19 protein-coding genes and 1 tRNA gene are annotated in these 23,302 nt (G+C 42.8%); 4 read left to right on the top strand and 16 right to left on the bottom strand.

Annotated features, from left to right (window positions below; all coding sequences use genetic code 11):
- Positions 1–100: 100 nt before the first annotated feature.
- The 4 genes from AAEY79_RS04870 to uvrB all read right to left on the bottom strand — a co-directional run bounded on the left by AAEY79_RS04870 (position 101) and on the right by uvrB (position 5,394).
- A complete protein-coding gene (locus AAEY79_RS04870) occupies positions 101–478 on the bottom strand; it encodes a hypothetical protein (protein ID WP_025652101.1) in 378 nt (125 codons plus the stop codon).
- Between the two features lie 277 nt (positions 479–755).
- Entirely contained in the window at positions 756–1,808 is a 1,053-nt protein-coding gene (locus AAEY79_RS04865) for a histidinol-phosphate transaminase (protein ID WP_173240142.1), read from the bottom strand.
- Positions 1,809–1,990: 182 nt separating this feature from the next.
- Positions 1,991–3,043, bottom strand: coding sequence for a histidinol-phosphate transaminase (locus AAEY79_RS04860; protein WP_352287488.1), 1,053 nt, complete (start codon positions 3,041–3,043; stop codon positions 1,991–1,993).
- A gap of 239 nt (positions 3,044–3,282) precedes the next feature.
- Entirely contained in the window at positions 3,283–5,394 is a 2,112-nt protein-coding gene (gene uvrB, locus AAEY79_RS04855; RefSeq protein WP_101211489.1) for an excinuclease ABC subunit UvrB, read from the bottom strand.
- A 513-nt stretch (positions 5,395–5,907) separates the two neighbouring features.
- On the opposite strand from uvrB, the gene dps reads away from it, so the two are divergent.
- Positions 5,908–6,390 carry a DNA starvation/stationary phase protection protein Dps gene (dps, locus tag AAEY79_RS04850; RefSeq protein ID WP_025652096.1) on the top strand — a complete coding sequence of 161 codons (483 nt, stop codon included), beginning with the start codon at positions 5,908–5,910 and terminating at the stop codon, positions 6,388–6,390.
- 142 nt (positions 6,391–6,532) lie between these two features.
- On the opposite strand, the gene AAEY79_RS04845 is transcribed toward dps, so the two are convergent.
- From AAEY79_RS04845 to AAEY79_RS04830, 4 genes are all read right to left on the bottom strand, one after another.
- On the bottom strand, positions 6,533–7,222 hold the full coding sequence (locus AAEY79_RS04845; protein WP_025652095.1) for a DUF2059 domain-containing protein: 690 nt from the start codon (positions 7,220–7,222) through the stop codon (positions 6,533–6,535).
- An 11-nt stretch (positions 7,223–7,233) separates the two neighbouring features.
- Positions 7,234–8,358, bottom strand: coding sequence for a cation diffusion facilitator family transporter (locus tag AAEY79_RS04840; RefSeq protein ID WP_352287485.1), 1,125 nt, complete (start codon positions 8,356–8,358; stop codon positions 7,234–7,236).
- Between the two features lie 231 nt (positions 8,359–8,589).
- Entirely contained in the window at positions 8,590–9,135 is a 546-nt protein-coding gene (locus tag AAEY79_RS04835) for an acyl-CoA thioesterase (RefSeq protein ID WP_025652093.1), read from the bottom strand.
- A gap of 79 nt (positions 9,136–9,214) precedes the next feature.
- Positions 9,215–10,096 (bottom strand): IS982 family transposase, encoded by an 882-nt coding sequence (locus AAEY79_RS04830; RefSeq protein ID WP_193011376.1) that lies wholly within the window; start codon positions 10,094–10,096, stop codon positions 9,215–9,217.
- Positions 10,097–10,475: 379 nt separating this feature from the next.
- Between AAEY79_RS04830 and ampC the strand changes: the two genes are divergently transcribed.
- Entirely contained in the window at positions 10,476–11,651 is a 1,176-nt protein-coding gene (gene ampC / locus AAEY79_RS04825; RefSeq protein ID WP_352287482.1) for a class C beta-lactamase, read from the top strand.
- 159 nt (positions 11,652–11,810) lie between these two features.
- Here ampC and truC read toward each other — a convergent pair whose 3' ends face one another.
- The 6 genes from truC to AAEY79_RS04795 form a co-directional block, all read right to left on the bottom strand.
- A complete protein-coding gene (gene truC, locus AAEY79_RS04820) occupies positions 11,811–12,611 on the bottom strand; it encodes a tRNA pseudouridine(65) synthase TruC (RefSeq protein WP_352287479.1) in 801 nt (266 codons plus the stop codon).
- 135 nt (positions 12,612–12,746) lie between these two features.
- Positions 12,747–13,157 carry a DUF2177 family protein gene (locus tag AAEY79_RS04815; RefSeq protein ID WP_025652090.1) on the bottom strand — a complete coding sequence of 137 codons (411 nt, stop codon included), beginning with the start codon at positions 13,155–13,157 and terminating at the stop codon, positions 12,747–12,749.
- 76 nt (positions 13,158–13,233) lie between these two features.
- The gene (locus AAEY79_RS04810) at positions 13,234–14,628 is read right to left on the bottom strand and encodes a cyclopropane-fatty-acyl-phospholipid synthase family protein (RefSeq protein ID WP_201567083.1); all 1,395 of its coding nucleotides are present in this window, start codon (positions 14,626–14,628) and stop codon (positions 13,234–13,236) included.
- A 132-nt stretch (positions 14,629–14,760) separates the two neighbouring features.
- A complete protein-coding gene (locus AAEY79_RS04805) occupies positions 14,761–15,843 on the bottom strand; it encodes a DUF1365 domain-containing protein (RefSeq protein WP_201633655.1) in 1,083 nt (360 codons plus the stop codon).
- On the bottom strand, positions 15,836–17,617 hold the full coding sequence (locus AAEY79_RS04800) for an NAD(P)/FAD-dependent oxidoreductase (RefSeq protein WP_025652087.1): 1,782 nt from the start codon (positions 17,615–17,617) through the stop codon (positions 15,836–15,838). Before AAEY79_RS04800 ends, AAEY79_RS04805 begins: the two co-directional genes overlap by 8 nt.
- 157 nt (positions 17,618–17,774) lie before the next feature.
- The gene (locus AAEY79_RS04795; RefSeq protein WP_025652086.1) at positions 17,775–18,512 is read right to left on the bottom strand and encodes an SDR family NAD(P)-dependent oxidoreductase; all 738 of its coding nucleotides are present in this window, start codon (positions 18,510–18,512) and stop codon (positions 17,775–17,777) included.
- Positions 18,513–19,032: 520 nt separating this feature from the next.
- Between AAEY79_RS04795 and AAEY79_RS04790 the strand changes: the two genes are divergently transcribed.
- The gene (locus AAEY79_RS04790; RefSeq protein WP_025652085.1) at positions 19,033–20,235 is read left to right on the top strand and encodes a pyridoxal phosphate-dependent aminotransferase; all 1,203 of its coding nucleotides are present in this window, start codon (positions 19,033–19,035) and stop codon (positions 20,233–20,235) included.
- 289 nt (positions 20,236–20,524) lie between these two features.
- A tRNA-Asn gene (locus AAEY79_RS04785) sits at positions 20,525–20,600 on the top strand.
- A gap of 393 nt (positions 20,601–20,993) precedes the next feature.
- On the opposite strand, the gene icmH is transcribed toward AAEY79_RS04785, so the two are convergent.
- Both icmH and tssK read right to left on the bottom strand, forming a co-directional pair.
- Complete coding sequence (gene icmH, locus AAEY79_RS04780) at positions 20,994–21,806, bottom strand: type IVB secretion system protein IcmH/DotU (protein ID WP_025652084.1); 813 nt, start codon at positions 21,804–21,806, stop codon at positions 20,994–20,996.
- 145 nt (positions 21,807–21,951) lie between these two features.
- On the bottom strand, positions 21,952–23,298 hold the full coding sequence (gene tssK, locus AAEY79_RS04775) for a type VI secretion system baseplate subunit TssK (protein ID WP_025652083.1): 1,347 nt from the start codon (positions 23,296–23,298) through the stop codon (positions 21,952–21,954).
- Between the last annotated feature and the right edge of the window lie 4 nt (positions 23,299–23,302).

Raw genomic sequence — 23,302 nt, 5'->3', positions numbered from 1 at the left:
TTGAGAATACAAAATAATAAAAAGGGTGCGTTATAAATAACGCACCCTTTTTGTTGCTGAGTCTTTGTATCGTTCACTCCTCTCAGCGTATTAGCTTGGCTTAGAACTTGTTTTTATCAACTGGACTCTGTGACAGCGCTGCTGTAAAGGGCAGTATTTTGCTGCGACTAAAATACTTAGAAGAGCCATCGATAATCTTGTCTACTTCTTTGATCAAATCATTAATAACGTCATCATAAACACCATGATATAGCTCAGTTTCGAATGCCGTAAAGGGGTGCTTACGTGATGCCGAGCTAACCTCTGTCACTCCTTGCTTACTATAAAAAATATCGACTCGACCATCACTGTTGAGTACACAATTTAATAATCCGCCCTCTAGCTCCATCTCTACTCGCTCAGGCATAAAAATATAATCGTCTACATTGATGAGTTTTTTTTCTACTTCTCTTTTAAAAAATGATTTGATATCAAACATGGATATATCCCTGACCTTAAAATTATAATATACGTTAGCACGCCTGATTTTATTGCCACTGTCCAGCATGTAATCTGCTGCTTGTTCGTTCGTGCTTTATGAGTCAATACTATAAGATGACGTGATATTTTTTAAGACCGGATATGTAAAACTGCGTTTGATGTTGGTAAAAATGAAATATTAGCTCTGGCTCCTCTATCCTATTGCAATAAAAAAGGGAGGCTGTACGTTAGGCAACTCCCCTTTTCTAATTATGAAACTATTCTATCTGGCTTAATCACACCCAACCCTTTTGACGAAACGACTTTAGTACTTTAATGAAGACAGCCATCTCATCAGGCGTGCCAAGCGTTAGCCGACTGAAACCCTCAATCGGTGGGAACTCGCGACCGACCACAATGCCATACTCGCGCATTCTGTCCATATAAATCTTCACCTCACCGTTGACCTCATGAAAAATAAAGTTAGCTTGTGAGGGCAGATAGCTCAGCCCCAACTCATCTAAAGTCGCTTCAACCATCTGCCGTGATTGATTGGTATTGTGCAAACTGCGGGCTAAAAAACCCTCATCGTCGAGGGTTGCTAGCACGGCAACGGCACCTGAAAGGTTGGTATTATCGATAGAAGTAAAGGCCTCGATAGCCGCAATCATAGATGGATTGGCAATGGCATAACCGACGCGCATGCCAGCCAGAGCACATAACTTCGAAAAGGTACGAACGACAATTAGATTGGCTGTTAGCTGCTGCTTTACCCACTCGACGCCACTCTCAAAGCTTTGGTCGTTGACGTACTCTGAGTAGGCTTCGTCTAATAAGAAATAGTGGTTTGCAGGAGCGTTTGCTACCCAATGTTTAAAAGGCGCGGTTGAGGTAATGGTGGCAGTTGGATTGTTAGGGTTGCAAAGATAAAACAGGCTGATGCCATCAAAATCGTCGGCAGCTTTTTGCAAACCTTGAAAGTCAAAATCGTAGCTTTCGGGCTTCAACGGTACTTTGATGACGGGCACGTCAAGCGAGCTGGCATACAACTCAGCGTAAGCAAAAGTAGGATCAGGCACAATCACTTGGAAGCGCTTGCCGGTCTTAAATGCAAGATTTAATAGCATCTGCACCACGGTTCGGATGTTTTCGCTAGAGCCGTTGCCAAGTGACACTTCGCTTTCGATCACGCCATTTATCTTGGCAATTCGACTAATAAGCGCAGCGCGTTGATCATCTGGATAACGAAAACCGATGCGCAAAGAGTCGAGGATAGCTTGTTTGGCAGAGTCTGCCATGCCCAGTGAGTTTTCGTTAGAGTTCAGCTCTAATAATTGCTTGGTAAGCACTATAGTAATACGCCTAATTTATATCAACACCAAAATTACGATGTGCAGTATCAAACTTACTGCTCTACTATTTTGCATTGGTATGTCAGATGAATGGTAAGCTTTATACCGATAAGTATTAATATGGTAAGGCGCATTCAATGTGAATACAAGTGCCCTACGCGCATCTTGCACGCCATGCATTAGACCCAGCCTTTTTCACGGAACAGCTTTAATACTTTAATAAATGCTGCCATCTCATCAGGCGTGCCAAGCGTTAGGCGGTTGAATCCGGTAACAGGGGGAAATTCACGCCCAACCTTTATGCCATTGTCTCGCATTCTATCGATGTATGTTTTTAAGTCACCCTTTATTTCATGAAAAATAAAATTGGTCTGTGAGGGTAAATAACGCAATCCCAGATCGTCTAACACGGTCTCAATCATCCGGCGCGATTGATTGGTATTGCGCAAGCTGAGTGCTAAAAATTCTGCATCATTTAACGTCGTAATGGCGGCGACCGCACCCGACAAGTTGGTATTGTCCATAGACATAAAGGCTTCGACAGTCTCAATAGCTTGCGGGTTAGAAACCGCGTAGCCCACTCGCATACCAGCTAAAGCACATAACTTTGAAAAAGTATGGATAACAATAAGATTGTCTGATAGCCCTTGTTTCACCCACTCAATCCCACTCTCAAAGCTTGGGTCTGACACATACTCCAAGTAAGCTTGATCTAATAAAAAGTAATGATTATCTGATGCATTACTTACCCAGGTTTTAAGCCTTGAAGTTGATGTAATGATGCCAGTTGGATTATTTGGATTGCAAATATAGAGCAGACTAATACCATCAAAATCGTCAGCTACTTTTTGTAATTCATCAAAATCATAATCATAGTTTTCAGTGGTTAACGGTATCTTGACCACAGGCACGCCAATGGAATTTGCATACATCTCTGCACAATCAAACGTTGGCACAGGAATCACCATTTGAAACTGCTTGCCCTCTTTTAGTGCTTTGTTTTGCAGCATCTGTAAGGTCGCTCGAATATTTTCAGTCGAGCCATTGCCTAAGGAGATTTGGTCTTTCGCCACACCATGGATGGTGGAAATTTTGCTAATGAGCGCCGCGCGTGGATTATCTGGATAACGAAAGCCCTCACCTAAAGACTCTATAATGGCTTGTTTGGCAGAATCTGCCATACCTAGTGAGTTTTCATTCGCATTTAATTCTAAGAATTTATTATTTTTCATGATGGATTATGTGCCTTAACGTCCGTTGTTATAAGTTCATATTGCTCATTGATATCATATTAAGTGGCATTTGGTATAAACACAAGTTTTGATATAACCAATTATTAGTTATAATTATATCGAAAAAAAATCGAGTTTGTTTTGCTGATAAGAAAACCATAAAAAAGGTGAGCTGCACCGTTGGCAACTCACCTTTTTATTAGATACAAACTGATATTAACGACAGTTCAAATAACCTATTAGATCAAATGCGCCTTTAACTCTAGCACTTTATCTCGCGTTTTCGCGGCATCCTCAAATTTCAAGTCACGTGACATTTGCTTCATGAGCTTCTCAAGACGGTTGATTTCTTTCGCCAGCAAATCAGGACTGCGTAAAATGCTGATATCGACATCAGGCAGATTGCTCTTGATAGGAATCACTTGATTGTCATTGGCATTCTGATCGTCACCCGTATCGATTTTATCGGTGATACTGCGACGTGCCCCTTTTGGCGTAATGTTATGCTCAAGGTTAAATGCTACCTGTTTTTCACGGCGACGGTCGGTCTCGTCTATCGCCTTTTGCATACTGTTGGTAATGCGATCAGCATAAAGGATAGCCTTACCATTGATGTGACGCGCAGCACGACCAATGGTCTGAATCAAGGCACGCTCAGAACGCAAGAAGCCTTCTTTGTCCGCATCAAATATTGCGACCAATGACACTTCTGGCATATCTAAACCTTCACGCAATAGGTTAATACCGACCAGTACATCATGCACGCCAGTCCGCAACTCATGAATGATTTGCATACGCTCGACAGTATCAATATCCGAATGCAGATAAGCAACTTTGACGTCGTATTCTTTTAGATAACTGGTCAAATCTTCTGACATGCGCTTGGTCAAGGTAGTTATCAGCACGCGCTCATCTTTTTCTCGACGCTTAGTAATCTCTGATAACACATCATCGACCTGCGTCAATACAGGGCGAATCTCAATCTCAGGATCAATCAAACCCGTTGGACGGACGACTTGTTCAACGACTTGCTCGCTGTGTTCAAGCTCATACAATGCAGGCGTAGCACTGACATAAATAGTCTTAGGCTTGATACGCTCCCACTCTTCAAACTTCATCGGGCGGTTGTTCATCGCGCTTGGCAGACGGAAACCATAATTGACCAAGTTTTCTTTACGTGATCTATCGCCTTTATACATTGCACCGATTTGCGAAACGGTGACGTGCGATTCATCAAGGAACAGCAGTGCGTCTTCTGGAATATAGTCAAACAACGTCGGCGGCGCTTCCCCTGATGGACGACCAGAGAGATGCTGCGAATAGTTTTCGATACCGTTGCAATAGCCGAGCTGTTGAATCATCTCAAGATCATACTGGGTACGCTCTTTGAGACGCTGTGCTTCAATCAGCTTGTTATTTTCACGGAAATATTCTAAACGTGGCTCAAGCTCAGCGCGAATGGTATGACTGGCAGCTTCTAACTTGTTGCGCGGCGTCACATAATGCGATTTTGGATAGATAGTAATACGTGGCACGCTACGTACCGTCTTACCCGTCAAGGGATCAAACCACGTGATTTTCTCCACTTCATTGTCAAATAAATGCACACGTACCGCCAGCTGCTCAGACTCAGCAGGATAAATATCTAGCAGCTCGCCACGCAAGCGATACGTACCACGGCCAAAGTCTAACTCATTGCGCGTATATTGCATTTCAACGAGGCGTTTAATGGTAGCAGTACGATCGATTTTGTCACCGACGACGACGTGCAGCAGCATTTTTAGATAACTTTCTGGATCACCCAAACCATAAATGCACGATACTGAGGCGACGATAATCGCATCACGGCGCTCTAGGAGTGCTCGTGTCGCTGACAGGCGCATCTGATCGATGTGATCGTTAATGGCACTGTCTTTTTCAATGAAAGTATCACTGGCAGCGACATAAGCTTCCGGTTGGTAATAATCATAATAGCTGACAAAGTACTCAACGGCATTGTTGGGGAAAAATGACTTGAACTCACCATATAACTGCGCGGCAAGCGTCTTGTTATGTGCCATGATAATGGTTGGGCGCTGCGTCTCAGAGATGACCTTGGCCATGGTATAGGTCTTGCCAGAACCCGTCACCCCCAGCAGTAACTGCTCATCCATACCAGAATTGATACCCTTGACCAGCTTTTCAATCGCTTGCGGTTGATCCCCTGCTGGCTCAAACTCTGTGACCATCTCAAAAGCACGACTTGATATTTGCGTCCCAGACGCATTAACACCACTAATTTCAGCTTCGCCTTGGAGCTGAGTGGCCAATTGGTTTAACTGACGCGATGAGCGCGGTTCGGGCATACGCATAATGGCTTTCTTCTTCTTTAGGTTTATAACAATATGGGGTCTGACGAGCAGTTTTTAAAGGACAACCGTGAGTCTATTCATTAGGCTAGGCTCGTATAGCCCGTCATAGAACAGCGCTGATAGAGATAGAATTTATGATGAGAAAAATTGCAAATTGTCATAAAAACCGCACACAGACTCTGATAAATTTACAAAGCTTTTCATGGTTAACAAAGTCATTACACGACCACCTAACAAAGCCTAACGCTTGAGGCTACCAACAGTGCCATGAGCTGCTATTATCGTTTATGAAATAACTCGTTAAGAACAAGCACTGTTGAAAATAAGTACAGCCCATAGACAAACTTTATTTATAGCAATCTGTCTTTTTTAACAATATGTCTTTTATAGTAATTGGACTATGGTTACTTTGAATCAACCAATCTAAACAGATGAATTAAACGGTGCTTGGATACCTTTCTAACAAAAAGAAAAGTAAACCCAATAAAATAAATCTAAATAATGGAGTAAAATATGAGAGAACGTTACGCAAGTGGAATAGACGACGCAACCGCAAAGAAAATGATCGACTTATTGAATGCTAATTTAGCAAATCTCATTGATTTGAGTATGGACAGTAAGCAATGTCACTGGAATCTTCAAGGTACTGGCTTTATCGGCGTGCATCAGCTACTTGATGATACCTATAGCCGCTTGACTGAAGCTTATGATACGGTCGCTGAACGTATTGTTATCCTAGGCGGTAAGGCTAATGGTATCTCTAAGCGTGTGGTTGAAGACTCTATCTTAGAGACTTACCCTACTGATATCAGCGAAGTTGATCAGCATGTACGTGAGCTGACCAATCGTTATAAAACCATTGCAGCATCATTACGTGAAGGCATCGATACTGCAGGTGATGCAGGCGATGAAGATACTGCCGATCTACTAACAGAAGTTAGCCGTACTGTTGATAAAGATGCATGGTTCATTGGCGCTAATGCACCAAAAAAATAAATATTTTATAGTGTTGATTAATCTCAATACCGATTAGTCGAATCGCTATAGATAAAGTAAAAAAGAAAAGGTCACTCCATTGGGTGACCTTTTTTTATGCGTGACAAAATTAAGATTGGCGCTAAAATAGCTAAACTATCAATTAAAATACACCTTTGATAATCTCTTGCATTTGCGGTAATAACTCACCCAATTGCGCTTCTGTCTCACTGGTATCATCAGGCAAAGATTGCTTTAAAAAGGCTGCTGTAATTTGTGGCTGTTTAGCCAAGATACTTTGACCAATTACTGTGTCATAAAAGCCAATTTGAGCATCAACTTCCACTTGCGTATAGTAATTTTTTGCTGCGTTAATATACGCTTGGGTCAACGTCTGCTTGTCAGTGGCGTTGCCTATACCATTGGTCATTATCTTGGCATATTGACCCAATACACTTTGAATTTGCTCTTGTAGCTCACGTTGGCGTTTGTTCAGTTTGCCATTGTCTCTTTGTTGAGTGCGCGTCTGTTGCGTATTAATAGCATCGATAGCCGCTTGTTGCCCGTTAACGATAGATTCTATTTGCTCATCAATATGCATCACTTGCATCAACTTAACAATAGACGTATCTGTCGGGAAGATATCATTATTCATGAAAGCGGTATTGTTAATAGAATCGCTATTGGCACTTACTATCTGCTGTTGAGCAGGCTCATTGTGAATAACTAACTCAGCGTTGGCCTGAGTCAGACTGACTACTGTAGTAATCATCATAACCGCCACACTTAATGAACGAACCATGATGGAACAGCCGACTTTACTTTCTACAATAGATTGCAGACTTAGTTTCATATTACTTCTCATTATGAGGCAACTTTATCGTTACTTTTGGGCAAACTGAGCACCTCAGCATTAGGCACTGACAATGTCAAAATGGCTTCTTGGAATAAGGGATCGGCACGGAACTGGCTTTCAATGTCTTCAAATTTTTGCGCGATTTCTTTTTCTTTTTGATTACCAGCGATATCTACTGCCGCCACCATAAATATTTTTTTTGGCCCTACCCACTCTAGATGCAAGTAAGACACACTATCAATATCTGGATGATTGAGCAGCTCGCTCAACGCATAGGAATGCATCCTATCGGATACTTTATAGCCGACCAAAAAGTCGCGGTTACGGCTGATTAAAAAGATAGCAACCACACCCAATAATAGGCCGACGACGATAGAACCTAGCGCATCCCAAAAGGGCTGTCCGGTATAAGCATGCATACCCATCGCAGCCGCAGCGACAAGCAAGCCAATCACAGCCGCTAAATCTTCAAAAAACACACCGCGCAAAGTGGGGTTAGACGTATCGACCACATAGCCGATGGCGCTGACATTGATCGCTTCACCATGCTTTTTGCTTTGCAAGTAAGCCTGTCCTAACGAAAAGCCTTCGAATACAAAAGCTACTGCTAATATAATAAACCCAATCGTATAGTCGGTCTCACTCTCAGCCGCGTTCCACTCGGTAATACCGGTATAAATGGAGACAATAGAGCCTGCCATAAAAACACCAAAAGCGGCAATCATCGACCAGACATACGACTCTTTACCGTAGCCAAGCGGATGGCTTTTATCAGCAGGTTTGATGGCCTTTTTTTCGGCGACAATTAATAAAGTCCCATTACCTGCATCTGCCCAAGAATGCGCAGACTCTGCGATCATAGAGGCAGAACCCGTCATAAAGGCGGCTATGGTTTTGGCAATCGCAATGATGAGGTTGGCCCCAACAGCAATCAATACCGTCGTCAATGAGGCAGAATGTTGCTCATCTTTATCGGCTGCTGGCTTAGACACATCATCGAAGCCAGAACGAGAACTACCATCAGAATGGGTCTTATTAATGAGCGTACCAGTACCGCGAGCACGATTATGATGCGGTGCTGGCTGATCAGTAGTAGGACTATGTGAATTGGTTTTTGATGGCTTTAAACTCATAATAGTCTCAGTAAAATAGCGAATGGGTAACCATTGTCTCTATCCTAGTTTTTGCTTACAGTAAATGCTGTTCTAGTAAATACTTATGAAGCAACCGCAATGGCTAGCATAAAAGATAGCGCAGTCTTAGATAAACTATCAGTAACTTTTTAGTGAATCGCTGTTTACTTTAGATGACCAACACTATCTTAGCTCTTAATTTACAACCCTTGGCTAAGCGTTCTATTTGGCTTAATCTTCACGACTACTTGACAGCTCACCAATCATATCTTCTATATCACAGCTAGGACGGTGTGAGCTTTGCATACGTAGATTTTTACGCTCTAAGCCTGCATCAAAACGACACTGCTGCATCACATTTTTGATATCAAGCGGTGGCGCTGGCGTTGGCTTGCCATTGTCATCAATGGCGACCATCGTAAAGTAGCAGCTATTGGTATGACGAACCGTGCGCGCCCGTACATCTTCTGCTTCGACACGTATGCCTACTTCCATCGACGTTCTACCCACGTAGTTGACGCTTGCCGCAAAGGTGACCAACTCACCTACATAGATTGGCTCTCGAAACATGACTTGGTCGACGGACAGTGTCACCACATAGTTACCGCTATAGCGACTGGCACAGGCATAAGCGACCTGATCGAGCATTTTGAGCAAATCACCACCATGGACATTGCCGATGAAATTTGCCATATCAGGGGTCATTAGCACCGTCATATATAGCTCATGATTTAAAGGGGCTTTTTTGGCAGTTGAGGTAGTATTGTACTGGGGCATAACATTCCTTACGGTTTTCTAAAATTTATTGGTCTTAAGTGACCAAACGGGTTTTGAGCACATGACTTAAACCCCACTCTCAACTTGAAATAAGCAAATCAAACTGAAGAGGCGGATTACCAAGTTTTTTGTTGAGTACAAAGCACAGATTGTGTGAAAGAATCTTACGAATCAATCGATGAGACAAATGCCATAAATCTCTTGCTCGTACCCTTTGTATATTAAATCGTTCTGATAGCTGACCAATGACTGTTTCAACGATACGGCGGGCTTTCATTAGCCGCCTTACCACAGGTTTGGGTCTATCCTCTTTCATGTTGGCTCTGAGTGGCGTTTGTAAATCCACGCCTTGAGCGTCGTAGTACGATGTCAGACTAGGGCTGATATACCCTTTATCAGCGCCAAGTAGCCCATGAATATGAGTGGTGATTTCTGGGGCAACCGCTCTTTCATCAACATTGGCAGGAGCAAAGGTAAAGCCTTTAATCATGCCCGATAAGTTAACAAGCAAATGTCCCTCAAAGCCATAGTATCTCTCTTGCTTAGCCGCACAGTAGCTAAAAGCCGCTAAGTCTTGATAGTTTTTATGCCGATAAGCGCGTCCATAATGACAGACGGGTATCGGAAAACCATCCATAAAATGGATGTTGTCACGGCCTTCAATTTGACTGACGTTATCTTGTATCTGCTGTTTGACTTGCCACAGATTGGCGCAATGCTTTGCGAAGTTAGGGTATGAGCCGATGGCTGGAAACCAGTCTTGCCAATGCTGGGTAAAGTATTGCCAAATTTGTTTGTCTTGATCAAGGTGTAAAAATTCACCGACCATCTCCATGCAAATAACCTCAGGATCACTTAGCTTTGGCGCGTAACCTGCACTTCGCAAGGGTTTGGTGACGACTATTTTGTAATATTGCTCTACCATTAAATAGATATTGATGATAAATTCGTCTATGGGCATCTCACAACTCCATTGTATTCTTGGTCGAAAACAATAGATTAGTGAGGTGCTCTTCTTTTTTCAATCACTTTTAAAGTTGAGAGTGGGGTGACTTAAGTATTTTTTTATAAAGATAACGATTCTCACAATCTATTATAATAGGTTGCATTATAGCAGTCTATTTTGAGTGTTTTATAAATAGGATTTAGGGATGCAAATAGCTGGTTATATTGGTGAGTACTTCAGAGGAATCAATCCATTGTACTGGACAGCTCTATATTGTCAGAGGTTAAGTATCATGAAATAATACTCCTAAAATTAAAGTAAGAGTTGTTCCCATAATCATTGAAGCATCAAACGATCGTTAATAAATCTATCAGAATAAACGAGCAACCCTATAATGAAACAGCGCTTTCAAACCCTTTTAAATCAAGTGGGACTTACCGCTTTAGTGACAGCAGCATTACTATCTGGAACCGTACAAGCAGCAGATAATAATGGCCAACTAAAGAGCGCCGTTGATCAACAAGCCAAATTACTAATGAATGAGCATAATATTTCAGGAATGGCTTTTGGCGTTATTATCGATGGTAAATCACATTTATATTATTATGGTTTGGCTGATAAGAAAGCCAAAATACCTGTCTCAGAAAACACTGTTTTTGAGCTAGGCTCAATCAGTAAGACGTTTGCTGCTACCTTAGCCAGTTATTCAGAATTAAATGGCACACTTAAATTAGAAGATACGGCTGATAAATATATTCCCTACCTAAAAAACAGCACCATTGGCAATACTAAGCTTATAAACCTAGCCACCTATTCCGCTGGTGGTCTACCGCTACAAGTACCTGATGAGGTTAAAAATAATAAAGAGTTGCTCCGTTATTATAAATCTTGGCAGCCAGTCTTTCCGGTCAACTCAAAGCGTTTATATTCCAATGCCAGTATCGGTCTGTTTGGTTATATATCGGCATTGAGCATGGACGTTGATTACACACAATTGATGGAAGAAAAAATACTACCGTCACTCAATATGCCCAACACCTTTATCAATGTGCCTAGTGACAAAATGGCGGATTATGCATTTGGTTATAACGCTGCTGGCGATGCTATCCGAGTCAATGCTGGCATGTTAGACGCTGAAGCCTATGGCATTAAATCCACCATTAAAGATATGACGCATTTTATGGCTGCTAATATGGGTCTTGTGCCGTTGGATAAAGATATTCAGCAAGCGTTAGACAATAATAGAAAGGGTTACTATCAGGCGAGCACTTTTACACAAGGGTTAGGATGGGAGATGTACCCTTATCCTACTCAGCTAGATACCTTACTCGAAGGTAACTCAATGGATGTGGTGCTAAAGCCTCAAGCCATTAAAATAGACAACCATCCAACGCCTATTTTAAACAATGTCTGGGTCAACAAAACAGGCGCTACTAATGGGTTTGGTGGCTATATCGCTTATATTCCTGCCGAAAAATCAGGCATTATCATTCTGGCAAATAAAAATTATCCCAATGCAGATAGGGTCAAAGCAGCGTATATGATTTTAGAGAATGCAATAACTCATTGAGCATGAGCCACCAGCTAAGTACGCTGATATTGTATCAACAGCTCGACCTATTAGCACATATAGACCGGATATCAAGCTTCAAGTCCTCACTCAGGATTTAAGCCTTCATCTGTAGTGACTGTATTTCAACTACTTTGATATGACCTTCTAAGACAGAACCTAAACTTTATCCTGCTTAATATATAGCGCATTTACCCAATAGAACTCTTCCAAGACGTTCATCCATTGATCGTCTAGTCCTGCTTTTAGCAACAATGGCTCACCGGTGACTGGATGGCTAAACGCTAAAGTTTGGGCATGCAGCAGCATGCGCTCGCAGCCATATTGAGTACGAAAAAATCTGTTGTGCCGTCCGTCGCCGTGGCTAGTATCACCCACTATGTGATGAAATAAATGTCTCATGTGTCGACGCAGCTGATGCTTGCGACCAGTCTCAGGTGTTAAGCGCACTAGACTGTAGCGGCTCGTATCATGCTTTTTTGATACCGCAAATGGCAGCTCAATTTGAGCCAAACTCTGCCAGTGGGTCACCGCATCTTGAGCGGGTTTGTCCAAGTTGGCAAACTTATCGGCAATGGCGTCGGGCTTGAAACTCAACGCATAATCAACAGTACCCTGCTCTGGCATAAAACCGCGCACCACAGCTAAATACTGCTTGGTAACGTTATGGGTAGTAAAAGCCTCGGTAAGGCTGCGCGCGACGCTTGGGCTCTTGGCGAACAACAACACGCCTGATGTCGGCTTGTCTAACCGATGCACCGGAAATACATGGCAACCTACTGCATCACGAGTGAGTTGCATGGCAAAGCGGGTCTCGCCTTTGTCCAGCCAACTGCGATGTACGAGTAAACCCGCCTCTTTATTAATCGCCACCAAAAACTCATCTTCATAGATAATCTCTATTAGATTAGCGGTTTGATTGACTGTGCTACCTTCGATATCTATGTTTTCGATGCTCATACTTTAGTTACTATTATTTTAAATAATGTAATTATATATCTACTGTCTTTTATATATACCCTTTTTATTTTATTGCCCTTGTAGTGACATAATAAATTCGGACTGTGTTTCAGAGAAATAGGCGGTATATGCTGGTTAGCTCAACCAATGAAAACGGTACGCCAGCCAAGCGACGATCGCACTCACTGAGCCAGTTAAAATTCCGCCCCACGCAAAATCTACTAACGCGGTATCTAAGGTAAAGCCTTTATACAAAGCTAAGTTGGTAAAGTCATAAGTGCCATATGCCATCAGTCCTATCAGACCACCCAGTAAGAAGATATGGCCGACCGATGCCTGTGCTTTGATTTGCGGATACAGAACCAATATACAAAGTGCCAATATGTAAAACATATAAAACACGCCAGCGGCCATCATATTGGGCTCATCAGCCAATAGATGACCGATACGCGACTCATAAAAAGCCCCTTTCATGGTCGTAAGCCAAACTGCATCAACACCCAAAAATATGACAACAGCAGCCAGATAGATAAATACGTAAGCCATAATAATATCCTTTTATCAGGGTTGCTCAGCATTAGGCGCTTTTGCACCAATACGCAACCTCATGTCAAACAGTGCGTTAAGCGGATACCTTGTCTGCCGCTGGTAAATCAGAAAAATGTAGCGTGTCGATGTTATTTGGTTTGACCGCTGTTACTTGTACCACACCGATGGTACGCTCCAAAAAGCCGCCTTCACAGTAGCAGAAATAAAACTCCCACAAGCGAATAAAGGCTTCATCATAACCGAGTGCTTTGATTTCATTGCGCTGCGCCATAAAAGCTGTGCGCCAATCGCGTAATGTATAGGCATAATCAAAGCCATAATCATGCAACTGTTTGATGACCATATCGGTCTGCTCAGTAAACTGGGTATTGAGCTCTTGGTTTGAGAGCAGACAGCCACCAGGGAAAATATGGGTCTGGATAAAGTCGACCGAATCGATATAGTCTTGATAGTTCTGATCATTAAAGGTAATCGCTTGCAGCACCATCAACCCTGTTGGCTTAAGCAAGCTATTACACTTGGCAAAAAACGTCGGCAAGAATTCATGTCCGACCGCTTCAATCATCTCAATACTGACCAGCTTGTCATACTGCCCAGTCAGCTCACGATAATCCTGCTTGAGAAGAGTGATTTTATCAGACAGTCCGGCAGCTTCGACCCGCTGCTGTGCCTCATTATACTGCGCATCTGAGATGGTCGTTGTCGTTATATGACAGCCGTAATGCTTGGCGGCATAAATAGCAAAGCCGCCCCAGCCAGTACCGATTTCAATGACATGATCGTCAGCGCTCAGTTGTAGACGCTGACAGATAAGCGCTAGCTTATGCTGCTGGGCATCGCTCAGTGTCGTATCAGGCGACTGATATACTGCCGATGAGTACATCATGGTATCGTCCAAAAACCGCTCATACATATCATTGCCCAAATCATAATGCGCTAAGATATTGGATTTTGAGCCAGATTTATCATTACTACGCAGTCGGTGCTTGGCTTTTTCAAAAGTTTTGCTGACCGCAGCGAAGCGGTTTTCTAACTGGTTAAGCACGGCTAAGTTGCGCGCTGCCTGTCGAATCAAGCCTGTCAGATCATCCGTATCCCACTCGCCATTGATATAACTATCTGCTAGGGCAATCGAACCACCAAATAACAATTGGCGATAGACGGCACTGTCATGAATCATCAATGTGACGTTTAAGGGATGGCGACCCACTGCTGAGCTGCTCATCTCCTCAGATGCCTTGATACCAAAGCTCTGGGTCTTAGGCGCTTGCTCATCGAATGCTTCGATCAATGTGAGGCTGCCAAACTGCACATGCTCCAACGCGCGAAAGATCAACTTTCGTGCCAAATTATTAATACGGTCATTGACTGGTCGCAATACGGCGCTGTCATTGACGGTTTTATTGATACGTGCGGTAAATCTTCCTAATGTCGAAGCTGGATTTCTATTGGTCGGTCGTGCTGACATCGTCTACTTATCCTTATCTAAAGGCCTTATGTTTGGACATTAGGCTCTTGAAGTCGCGTGGCTTAATTCTGAAACTTGATTTCAATTCTGTACTGAGTTTTACATTTATACCGAATGTTAACTTTGCACTGGCTAAATGATGTCTTTTTTATTAGCCGCTTGCTGCTGTTTGCTATCGGCTAGCTTTTCATCATAATTAATATAAGGCACTTTTTTAATCGCATAAAGCTTAAACGCATGCCAGTAAATACGCGTTAGCGAGGTCATATTCATCAGCGGATTTTTGCGTAAGCTATCGCGAACCGTTGCCTCGGTCATCGGCACCCCAGACACCTTGATACCAGTCTTTAGCACCTCTCCCCGCTCGTCGCTAATATCGATGGCAATACGCACTTGTAAGCAGTTATCTGGCTGTTTTTTAACTTTAACCTGCCAGCGATAGAGCTGGTCGATAGGATTAAATGGTGAGACATGAAAGTCTTTATCATGGCAGAATTCGGTATCCGTCCCATCTAATAAAAATCCGTAATAGTGACGTTTATTCCACGGCGTATTAGAGACCTCAGCCAGTAAATGCGTTGGCTGTTGCTGCTCATCAAAACCCAGATAAAAATTCACGGGGCTAAAATATATACCAGCATTGCGGCAGACAACCAAGCCCAGCATGTCACCACTTGGCGCGCTACCAGCATGGGTCATAAAATCCTGACGCAGTCTTTGCTCAAGTTTTTGATAGCTACTGACGTTAGCTAATTTATTGTTGGCTACTCTATTATTAGCTTCTTCACCGTTTTTAGCATTTATATCAAGCGATTTTCTGGCATCATTTGGATTATTACTTTCACTTAGGCTATTTGGCTCTTGCGACCTTAATCTTTGTGATATGCCTTGTAAATAATCATCAGGATAAAACTGCTGTAATGCCTTTTTTCCTGTGGAAAATAGTGGCAGCCCTTTTAGGCACTGACGTTTGCCATAGCCTGCTGTATCGACTTCAGGGAGCGCCTGCCCTGCTGCTAACGCGCTAATATTGACACCCCAATAGCGATACGGGTACACAAACTTATGCACATTTGGCAGTAGCCGACTGTGCCACGTATTCCCATGAAATAACTGGTGCGGCAAGCTGTCAGAGGTACAAGGTAACTCATGAGTTGACATTGCGTGAGACGGATGCACTGGGGTCATCATAATGCTCTCTTTTATTTCACTCATTACTATGCTGCTTGGTACTATGTTGCTCGGCTTTACGCCGACCAAATAAGCCACGTTTTTTCTTTTGCGGCGAGTCAGTAGCGGCAGACTGTAAACGGTGAACGTAATCAACCAATTCTTGATTGGTCGTTGCCGTCACTACCTGACGCTTTGTCAGTGTGCGCGACTGTTTATCGGCTTTTACTGGCAAGTCTTTATAACGAAACGGCGTGTGTGCGCTATCACTATCCGGCAAGTGACTTGGGTCGACTTCGTCTTTTATGTCAATATCATACCCAAGCGCTTGGCAAACTCTTAGACCACTGCGTACACCATCTTCATGAAAGCCATTGAACCAATACGCACCGCAAAAATGCGTATGCAAACCACTGCCAGAGATGCGTGACCATTGTGTCTGCGCCTCAATCATCGCCTTGTCGAAGATAGGATGGCTATAGTCAATACGCTTAATAACTTGTCTGTCATCAATACCTTTATCAACGGTTGCTGGATTGAGGGTGACCAAATAATTATGCTTTTTGGTCAGCCGCTGCAAGATATTCATATGATAAGTCAGTACTGGCTTTGAGGCAGCCTGCTTGCCAGCATCAATCACGTCATTTTTTAAAGCATCCTTTGCATCTGTCTCATTACCAATAAGATAGTTCCAGCTTGCCCATGCTAGAGGCTTGTTGGGCAACACCTGAGTATCAGTATGCAGGACAGCGGTATTTTTGCTAAAGCGGAAATGACTCAACACCTCAGCTTCATCGGTACTGGCATCTGCTAGAATCTTGAGCGCGGTATCTGCATGACAAGCAAAGATAACGTCATCAAACACAAGGTGTTCAACCTTATCATCAGTGCGGCTCTTATCTTGAATGGTCAACGTCACCTTGTCGCCATCATCAGCACCCATACGAGTAACAGACTGCACCGGGCAATTTACCCTTACCTGGCCGCCTGCCTTGACAAAGCGTGGCAGCAATTTATTGACATATTGTTTAGAGCCGCCTTTGATGGTGAACCATTGCGGACGATTGACTACATCGAGCAGTCCATGATTATCAAAAAACTGGGCAAAAAATACCAATGGGAAATCTTGTACGTCATCCAGACTGGCTGACCAAATAGCAGACACCATAGGCAGCAGATAATTATCGGTAAATAGCGACCCATAGCGTTTTTGCGCTAGATAATCGCCCAATGTTTGCGCAGTAAAACCGCTGACATCTTGCCCCTGTGCACGCGCCGCATCATAATCTTGGCGTAGCTGCTTGATATGCTTATTAAACTGTAGGATATCTTTGATAAATTGCCAAAACTTAGGATTGAGGACATTCTTGCGCTGCGATAATAAGGTATTGAGCGTGTGACCGTTATACTCAAAATGACGCGCGATATTTTTTACTGAAAAGCTCATATCCGTTGCTTGAAACGGCACTTGTAACTCATGGAGTAAGCGAAAAAAGTTGGGATAGGTACGCTCATTAAAGACAATAAAACCGGTGTCTATTGCGCTGTTTTCTACTTTACTGCTCTTTGCTTTTTTGCCATCTTGTAGCGCCACATCAATGGTATTTACATGCCCGCCAATATAATCACTGGCTTCAAATATCGTCACCTCATGCTCTGCGACCAAATAATGAGCACAAGTCAGTCCTGAGACCCCCGATCCGATGATAGCGATACGCTTTTTCGCGGGCGCATTAGCTGAATCTTTAAAGGCGTTGGGCTGTTTTTTATTGGTTGACACTGTATTCGTACTGGCACGCTTACGACGGTTAAACAGCATAAAAGCATTCCTTTCTATATTTTTGTTTTTGCTATTATTTGGACGAGCGATATTTTATAAACACAAGGGCATTTCATTCATTTAATCGTTAGAGCATATCCTCTATCCAACTGAAACTCATCTCAAAGGGCTAACAATGAAGACATGCCCTAGGCTGTTATTTTTTACTCAGCTTACTACCCACTTGTTGCCAGACCAAATCTGGCAATGTACCCAGCACTTTTAATGGCAAGGTGAGTTTTTTAGGGAATTCGATAACATCATGGCCACTGGCAATACCATCGCGTATCGCTTGGCTTGCCTGTTTTGGTGTTTGGATAAATGGCATGGGAAAATCATTTTGTTTGGTCATCGGCGTTTCGACAAAGCCGGGAACGACTAAGCTCACCGAGATATCCTGCGGAGCAAGACTAATCTGTAAGGTTTTCATAAGATAATGGATAGCGGCTTTTGAGCTACCATAGGCTTCGGCACGAGCAAAAGGCACGTAAGCAGAGGCTGAGCCGATACCGACCAAGCGACCTTTTGAAGCAATCAGCTTTGGCAACACCCCTTCGATGGCGTGCGATAACGTGCCCATATTGACTGACATGACTTTCATAAACACACTACTGTCAAAGTTTGGCATGTCTAAATACTCACACATGCCAGCACCGCAAATGGCCACATCAATCTGGCTAACCTTATCAAAGGCGGCAATGACTTTTTCTCGATCCATAAGATCCAAATCAATCGTCTCTGCCCCTAATGCTTTCAGCTCAGCCAGTGCTTCATCATCTCGTCCAACGGCATAGACATGATGACCGTCTAGCAGATAGTCTTTAGCCAGTTGCTTGCCAATACCTGAGGTCGCGCCAGTGATAAGTATGTGTTGTTTTTCGGGAGCGTTTGTCATCGTTAATATCCTTGTTAACCATTTTTATCATATAGAAATTGTGACGGGTATAAAGCACTTATAATTCGTTTTTTGTTTTTATTGAGAGTGAGTATTAGTAACATTTACATTAACTAAGTACATCACTTATTTATCAAATCTAAATAATTATAGTATAAGGCTGCGGCGCTATTGTTGTGACTTCGCAATCAATGACGCACAAGTCATGCTATCAATATGACATATATTTGATCAAATAAAGGCTAAAACCCTCTGCAAAAGCGTCATTTTCTGTTACTGCCTCTATGAGACAGCGTAATAGCAGCATGCTACAATGCCAAAACTGGCAAGCTTTATATTGAGCGCTAACGACTTATTATTCAGTAATAGCCATGTATTATTCGACGATGCCTGATATGAATAATAAAATGATGCTAAAAAACGCTTAAACTACCTTATAACGTGTCCTGATAATGCTTAAAACGTTATATAATTACCAGCAGATTTTCACCAACCCACTCCCATACGAAAAGGAGCTCTCATGAGCGAATTGCAATTGTCTGACCGTGTCAACAACATCAAACCATCCCCTACCTTAGCAATCACCAATAAAGCCAAAGAGCTAAAAGCCTCAGGCAAAGATATCATTGGTCTAGGTGCTGGCGAACCTGATTTTGATACGCCAGAACATGTCAAAAAAGCAGCAATCGATGCCATCAATGACGGCTTCACCAAGTACACTGCTGTCGATGGCACCCCAGAGCTCAAAAAAGCCATCATTGAGAAATTCAAGCGTGATAACGACATCAGCTATGAGCCAAATGAAATCTTGGTATCGGTCGGTGGTAAGCAATCCTTCTTTAACCTTGCCCAAGCTTTTATCAATCCTGGTGATGAAGTCATCATTCCAGCACCGTACTGGGTCAGCTATCCTGACATGGTCATCATCGCAGAAGGCGTGCCAGTCATTGTTAAATGCCCAGCTGAGCAGGACTTCAAAATTACTCCAGAGCAATTAGAAGCTGCCATCACTGACAAAACCAAAATGCTGGTATTGAACAGTCCTTCTAACCCAACGGGCATGATTTATACGCTAGATGAGCTAAAAGCTATCGCTGACGTGCTGAAAAAGCACCCACAAGTCTATGTGGCCTCTGACGACATGTACGAGCACATTCGCTGGACGGGTGATAAGTTCTACAATATCTTGAATGCTGCGCCTGAGCTTAAAGACCGCGCTATCATCCTAAATGGCGTATCAAAAGCTTATGCGATGACCGGCTGGCGTATCGGCTATGCTGGTGGCCCTGCTAAGCTGATTGGTGCGATGAAGAAAGTACAATCGCAATCTACCTCATGCCCGACCTCTATCAGTCAAGTCGCTGCCGAAGCTGCTATCAGTGGTGACCAAAGCGTACTAGAGCCTATGGTCGCGGCATTTGAAAAGCGTTGTGATTTGGTCGTTGATGGTCTAAATGCCATTAAAGGCATTACTTGCCTACGCCCTGATGGCGCATTTTATGTCTATCCTGACATCAAACCACTCATCAAAGCGGCTGGTCTATCGTCATGTACTGAGTTTTCCGCATGGTTGTTAGAGAAAGTTGGCGTTGCGGTCGTTCCTGGCGATGCCTTCGGTCTGGGCGGTTATATGCGTATCTCTTACGCCACTGATGAAGCAACACTAAAAGACGCCTTATCGCGTATCGAAAAAGCGGTTGCTGATTTAGACGTTGCTGAATAACGATTATATTTAATCTACTATAAACAGTAATAAGCATTAGAAATATGTAAATAAAAAAGACGCCCACATATCCTTTATGTGAGCGTCTTTTTTATTGTGGTTTTAACAACTACCGATAATGAAAAACGTCTTAAAAACCGTCATCATCCTATTAAAAACCATTAATGTTGTTAATTATGCAAAAAAAGCTTGACGTATTTTTTATCTTTGCTAGAATACGCCCCACTTAGCAAGAACTCGTTAGAGACTTTCTAAGCTCGTTGTAAGCCATGAAACACTTACAGCTTATTCTCCAATAGCTCAGTTGGTAGAGCAACGGACTGTTAATCCGTGTGTCCCTGGTTCGAGCCCAGGTTGGAGAGCCATATTTTAGTAGTAAATTTTTTGAGTCATCTTTGATTCGATTATGGCATTTGCCAAGACCCTCATCACTTTGATGGGGGTTTTTTTATGGGTGCTATTTATTGCTTTATGTTTTAGATATTACTGAAAATATTTTACTACCGACTCATGAAAACGACCGTCAGTACTTATAGTCAGTCCAATATTAAAAAGATACAGCTGGACTGGGATGAATTTTTTGCAGCCTCTGTCGGCATAGGCACAGCAAGCCAGAAAAATTCATCCCAGTTCCGCGTTATTAAACAACGTATCCATTTATTTAATATTAACTATAACTAACGGCCGTATTTTAAATTATTATCGGTAACTATCTCTCGGTAAATATAAGGTAAATATCTCTCGGTAAATACAAGCAGTTACGGTAAGAAAATTGAAATATGCGCTTGCTCTTTATTTTCTTGGATGACGTTATCATAAGCTGAGAGTTGATGATCCGTGAAGCTATTGGTCAGATACCACATAGTTGTAAATATCGCCGTCAATAGCACTGCCATTACGGCAACGATGATCCATAGCGGTGTCTCACTGGTCAGTGTGTGCTTAATCTGATCAGGAATCGCCCAAAATGGCGAAAACTCGTTTTTATTACCACGCAAATGCTCAATCTCATCACCCAAACGCGAGATAAGATAGCGTATCTTTTCTGGCGCCTCTAAACGATACTTTCCTTGAAAGCCAAGCAACATCGCATAATGATAGACTTCTAACGCTGGCAGACGCCTCTCCCCTTGTTCGCGCAGACCATCTAAGCGCTCAAAGAACTCATTGCCAGCGATTTGCGAGCCAAACAAATCTAACTGTAAAGGGTTTAGCTCCCAAGCATCCTTTAACGTTTGAAACTCTGGCTCTTGCGACGTCATGATTGTCTCATCAATCAGCGCACAATAAGCGTACTTGGCTTCGTGAATATCTTCTGACAAAAAGCCCTTTTTACGAGCGTTCATTTCGAACTTATCTAAAAACTCGTATATTTTTTGACGGAACTTACGCGGTTCGGTACTAAAATAATGATTACGCAATAAGAAAACCAAGTAAAAGCCGTCATACATGATATCAACCAGCGACTGGCTGCTGATGCGTCTATCAAGGCCATTCGCTGATACTTTTGATGCCACCTCGCCTGAATCTAGCAATGAAGGCGCAGAACCCGTTGAATTGTTTGCTGACATGATCGTTCCTAATACTAATTATTTGAAATACAACTGAATAAAAGGGTTTGGTTAAAGATTATCCATAAGCAAAAATTGAGTGAGATATTTTAGATATAAACATCAATTTCTCATAAACCCTTATTCATAACATTTCTCAGAAAAACTACTGCACGATGGCCATCAGCTCTATTTTTAAGTCATCAAAGCCGTTCGGTACATAAATACAGATAGACTCAGACTTAATCATCTCATCATACAGCTCACCGACCGGTTCGATAGTGAAGTAGCTAAAGCCTGGTCTTACCGGTATCGCACTAGGTACTTGGGTGACATGCGAGACTGGTGACCCCGGTAGTGCTGATAGTACCCGCTTCTCTACCGCGTCTGGCGTTGCCACTTTAAAGCGTCTTGGCACGATATCAATGAGCTCATGCATCGGTAGCGATGAGCTAACCGACAGATACAGCTGTGAGCTGCGAGTAATCTTGTCACTGCTCAGCTCCCCTGTGTAGTAAGACGGTTTATTTTGACGCAAAGGAATAGAGATAAAGTTGCTAGCAATCACCGTATTGAGCAGTTCGCGAATGATCAAAATGATACTGATAAAAGACTCATTGGCATTGTTATGCTGATAAGAGGGCAAATCACCTACTTTATATAATGAGCTAAAGGTCGCCAATTGACTGGCAACATTCAATAGCGCCTCATAAAGCCGTTCTGGATGTAGCTTGGCATTATTGTATAAATGGCTGAGCTGAGAGTATGCGGTATTTAGCGTATGCAAAAGCCAAAAAGACGCAATGTCTGATGAGCGAAACTCTAGCAAATCATTGTTAGATTGACGATGATGGTCATAGAGAGAGGTGGACTTGGTATTAATCATCGTCATCAAGCGATAGACTTGGTTGACCAATGCAGGATTACTGGTGATATGGACGCTAGGCACAATATAATCCTCGTCCACTTGGTAGACACCTTGGGTGGTACGCAGCAACTTAGCAACTAGCAAAGAGACGGTATCTTGACTGGGCGCTTGAGCAGAATGGCTCAGCTGCAAGCTTGGTGACAGTTGAATAACATCGATCATCGCTTCGGCAGCTTGACTGTACAGATCTTGTGCCTCGACCGTATTTCTCACATAGCGTGCTGGGTTATCGCTTTGCTCTGTCTGTATATTGCTACCGCCACTATGAACAATCTCAAGGCTCAAAAACACGAATATCTCATCGTCGTTACGGTGAGTATCAAGCGTGATTGGCTTTGGCAGCGCATCGGTACGTGGCGCTTGATAGATAGTACCGTCTGGTAGCACACCGTAGATGCTTTGGAAGCTTAATAAATTGCTCTCTAGTAATTGTTTATCAATTTGCACGTCTGCTATGCCATAAGCATAAGGGTGCATCAGTGTCATACTTAGTGCACGTTGCGAGTTATGATAGCTGTCTTGAATCTGAAAATGCTGGGGTCTTAAAAACAGTCCCTCTCCCCATAATACTCTATGTTTACTCAAGGCT

It is taken from the genome of Psychrobacter sp. GW64-MNA-CIBAN-0177 (assembly GCF_040309585.1).
GTDB classification, from domain to species: domain Bacteria; phylum Pseudomonadota; class Gammaproteobacteria; order Pseudomonadales; family Moraxellaceae; genus Psychrobacter; species Psychrobacter okhotskensis.
Note: the sequence above shows the minus strand (reverse complement) of the source record. Positions and strands in the feature narration are given on the sequence as shown.

Bases quoted from the DNA above. Each gene is read 5' to 3' on its own strand.
- AAEY79_RS04870 (WP_025652101.1), bottom strand. From the start codon at position 478: ATGTTTGATATCAAATCATTTTTTAAAAGAGAAGTAGAAAAAAAACTC.
- AAEY79_RS04860 (WP_352287488.1), bottom strand. From the start codon at position 3,043: ATGAAAAATAATAAATTCTTAGAATTAAATGCGAATGAAAACTCACTA.
- uvrB (WP_101211489.1), bottom strand. From the start codon at position 5,394: ATGCGTATGCCCGAACCGCGCTCATCGCGTCAGTTAAACCAATTGGCC.
- dps (WP_025652096.1), top strand. From the start codon at position 5,908: ATGAGAGAACGTTACGCAAGTGGAATAGACGACGCAACCGCAAAGAAA.
- AAEY79_RS04845 (WP_025652095.1), bottom strand. From the start codon at position 7,222: ATGAAACTAAGTCTGCAATCTATTGTAGAAAGTAAAGTCGGCTGTTCC.
- AAEY79_RS04840 (WP_352287485.1), bottom strand. From the start codon at position 8,358: ATGAGTTTAAAGCCATCAAAAACCAATTCACATAGTCCTACTACTGAT.
- AAEY79_RS04835 (WP_025652093.1), bottom strand. From the start codon at position 9,135: ATGCCCCAGTACAATACTACCTCAACTGCCAAAAAAGCCCCTTTAAAT.
- AAEY79_RS04830 (WP_193011376.1), bottom strand. From the start codon at position 10,096: ATGCCCATAGACGAATTTATCATCAATATCTATTTAATGGTAGAGCAA.
- ampC (WP_352287482.1), top strand. From the start codon at position 10,476: ATGAAACAGCGCTTTCAAACCCTTTTAAATCAAGTGGGACTTACCGCT.
- truC (WP_352287479.1), bottom strand. From the start codon at position 12,611: ATGAGCATCGAAAACATAGATATCGAAGGTAGCACAGTCAATCAAACC.
- AAEY79_RS04815 (WP_025652090.1), bottom strand. From the start codon at position 13,157: ATGGCTTACGTATTTATCTATCTGGCTGCTGTTGTCATATTTTTGGGT.
- AAEY79_RS04810 (WP_201567083.1), bottom strand. From the start codon at position 14,628: ATGTCAGCACGACCGACCAATAGAAATCCAGCTTCGACATTAGGAAGA.
- AAEY79_RS04805 (WP_201633655.1), bottom strand. From the start codon at position 15,843: ATGAGTGAAATAAAAGAGAGCATTATGATGACCCCAGTGCATCCGTCT.
- AAEY79_RS04800 (WP_025652087.1), bottom strand. From the start codon at position 17,617: ATGCTGTTTAACCGTCGTAAGCGTGCCAGTACGAATACAGTGTCAACC.
- AAEY79_RS04795 (WP_025652086.1), bottom strand. From the start codon at position 18,512: ATGACAAACGCTCCCGAAAAACAACACATACTTATCACTGGCGCGACC.
- AAEY79_RS04790 (WP_025652085.1), top strand. From the start codon at position 19,033: ATGAGCGAATTGCAATTGTCTGACCGTGTCAACAACATCAAACCATCC.
- icmH (WP_025652084.1), bottom strand. From the start codon at position 21,806: ATGTCAGCAAACAATTCAACGGGTTCTGCGCCTTCATTGCTAGATTCA.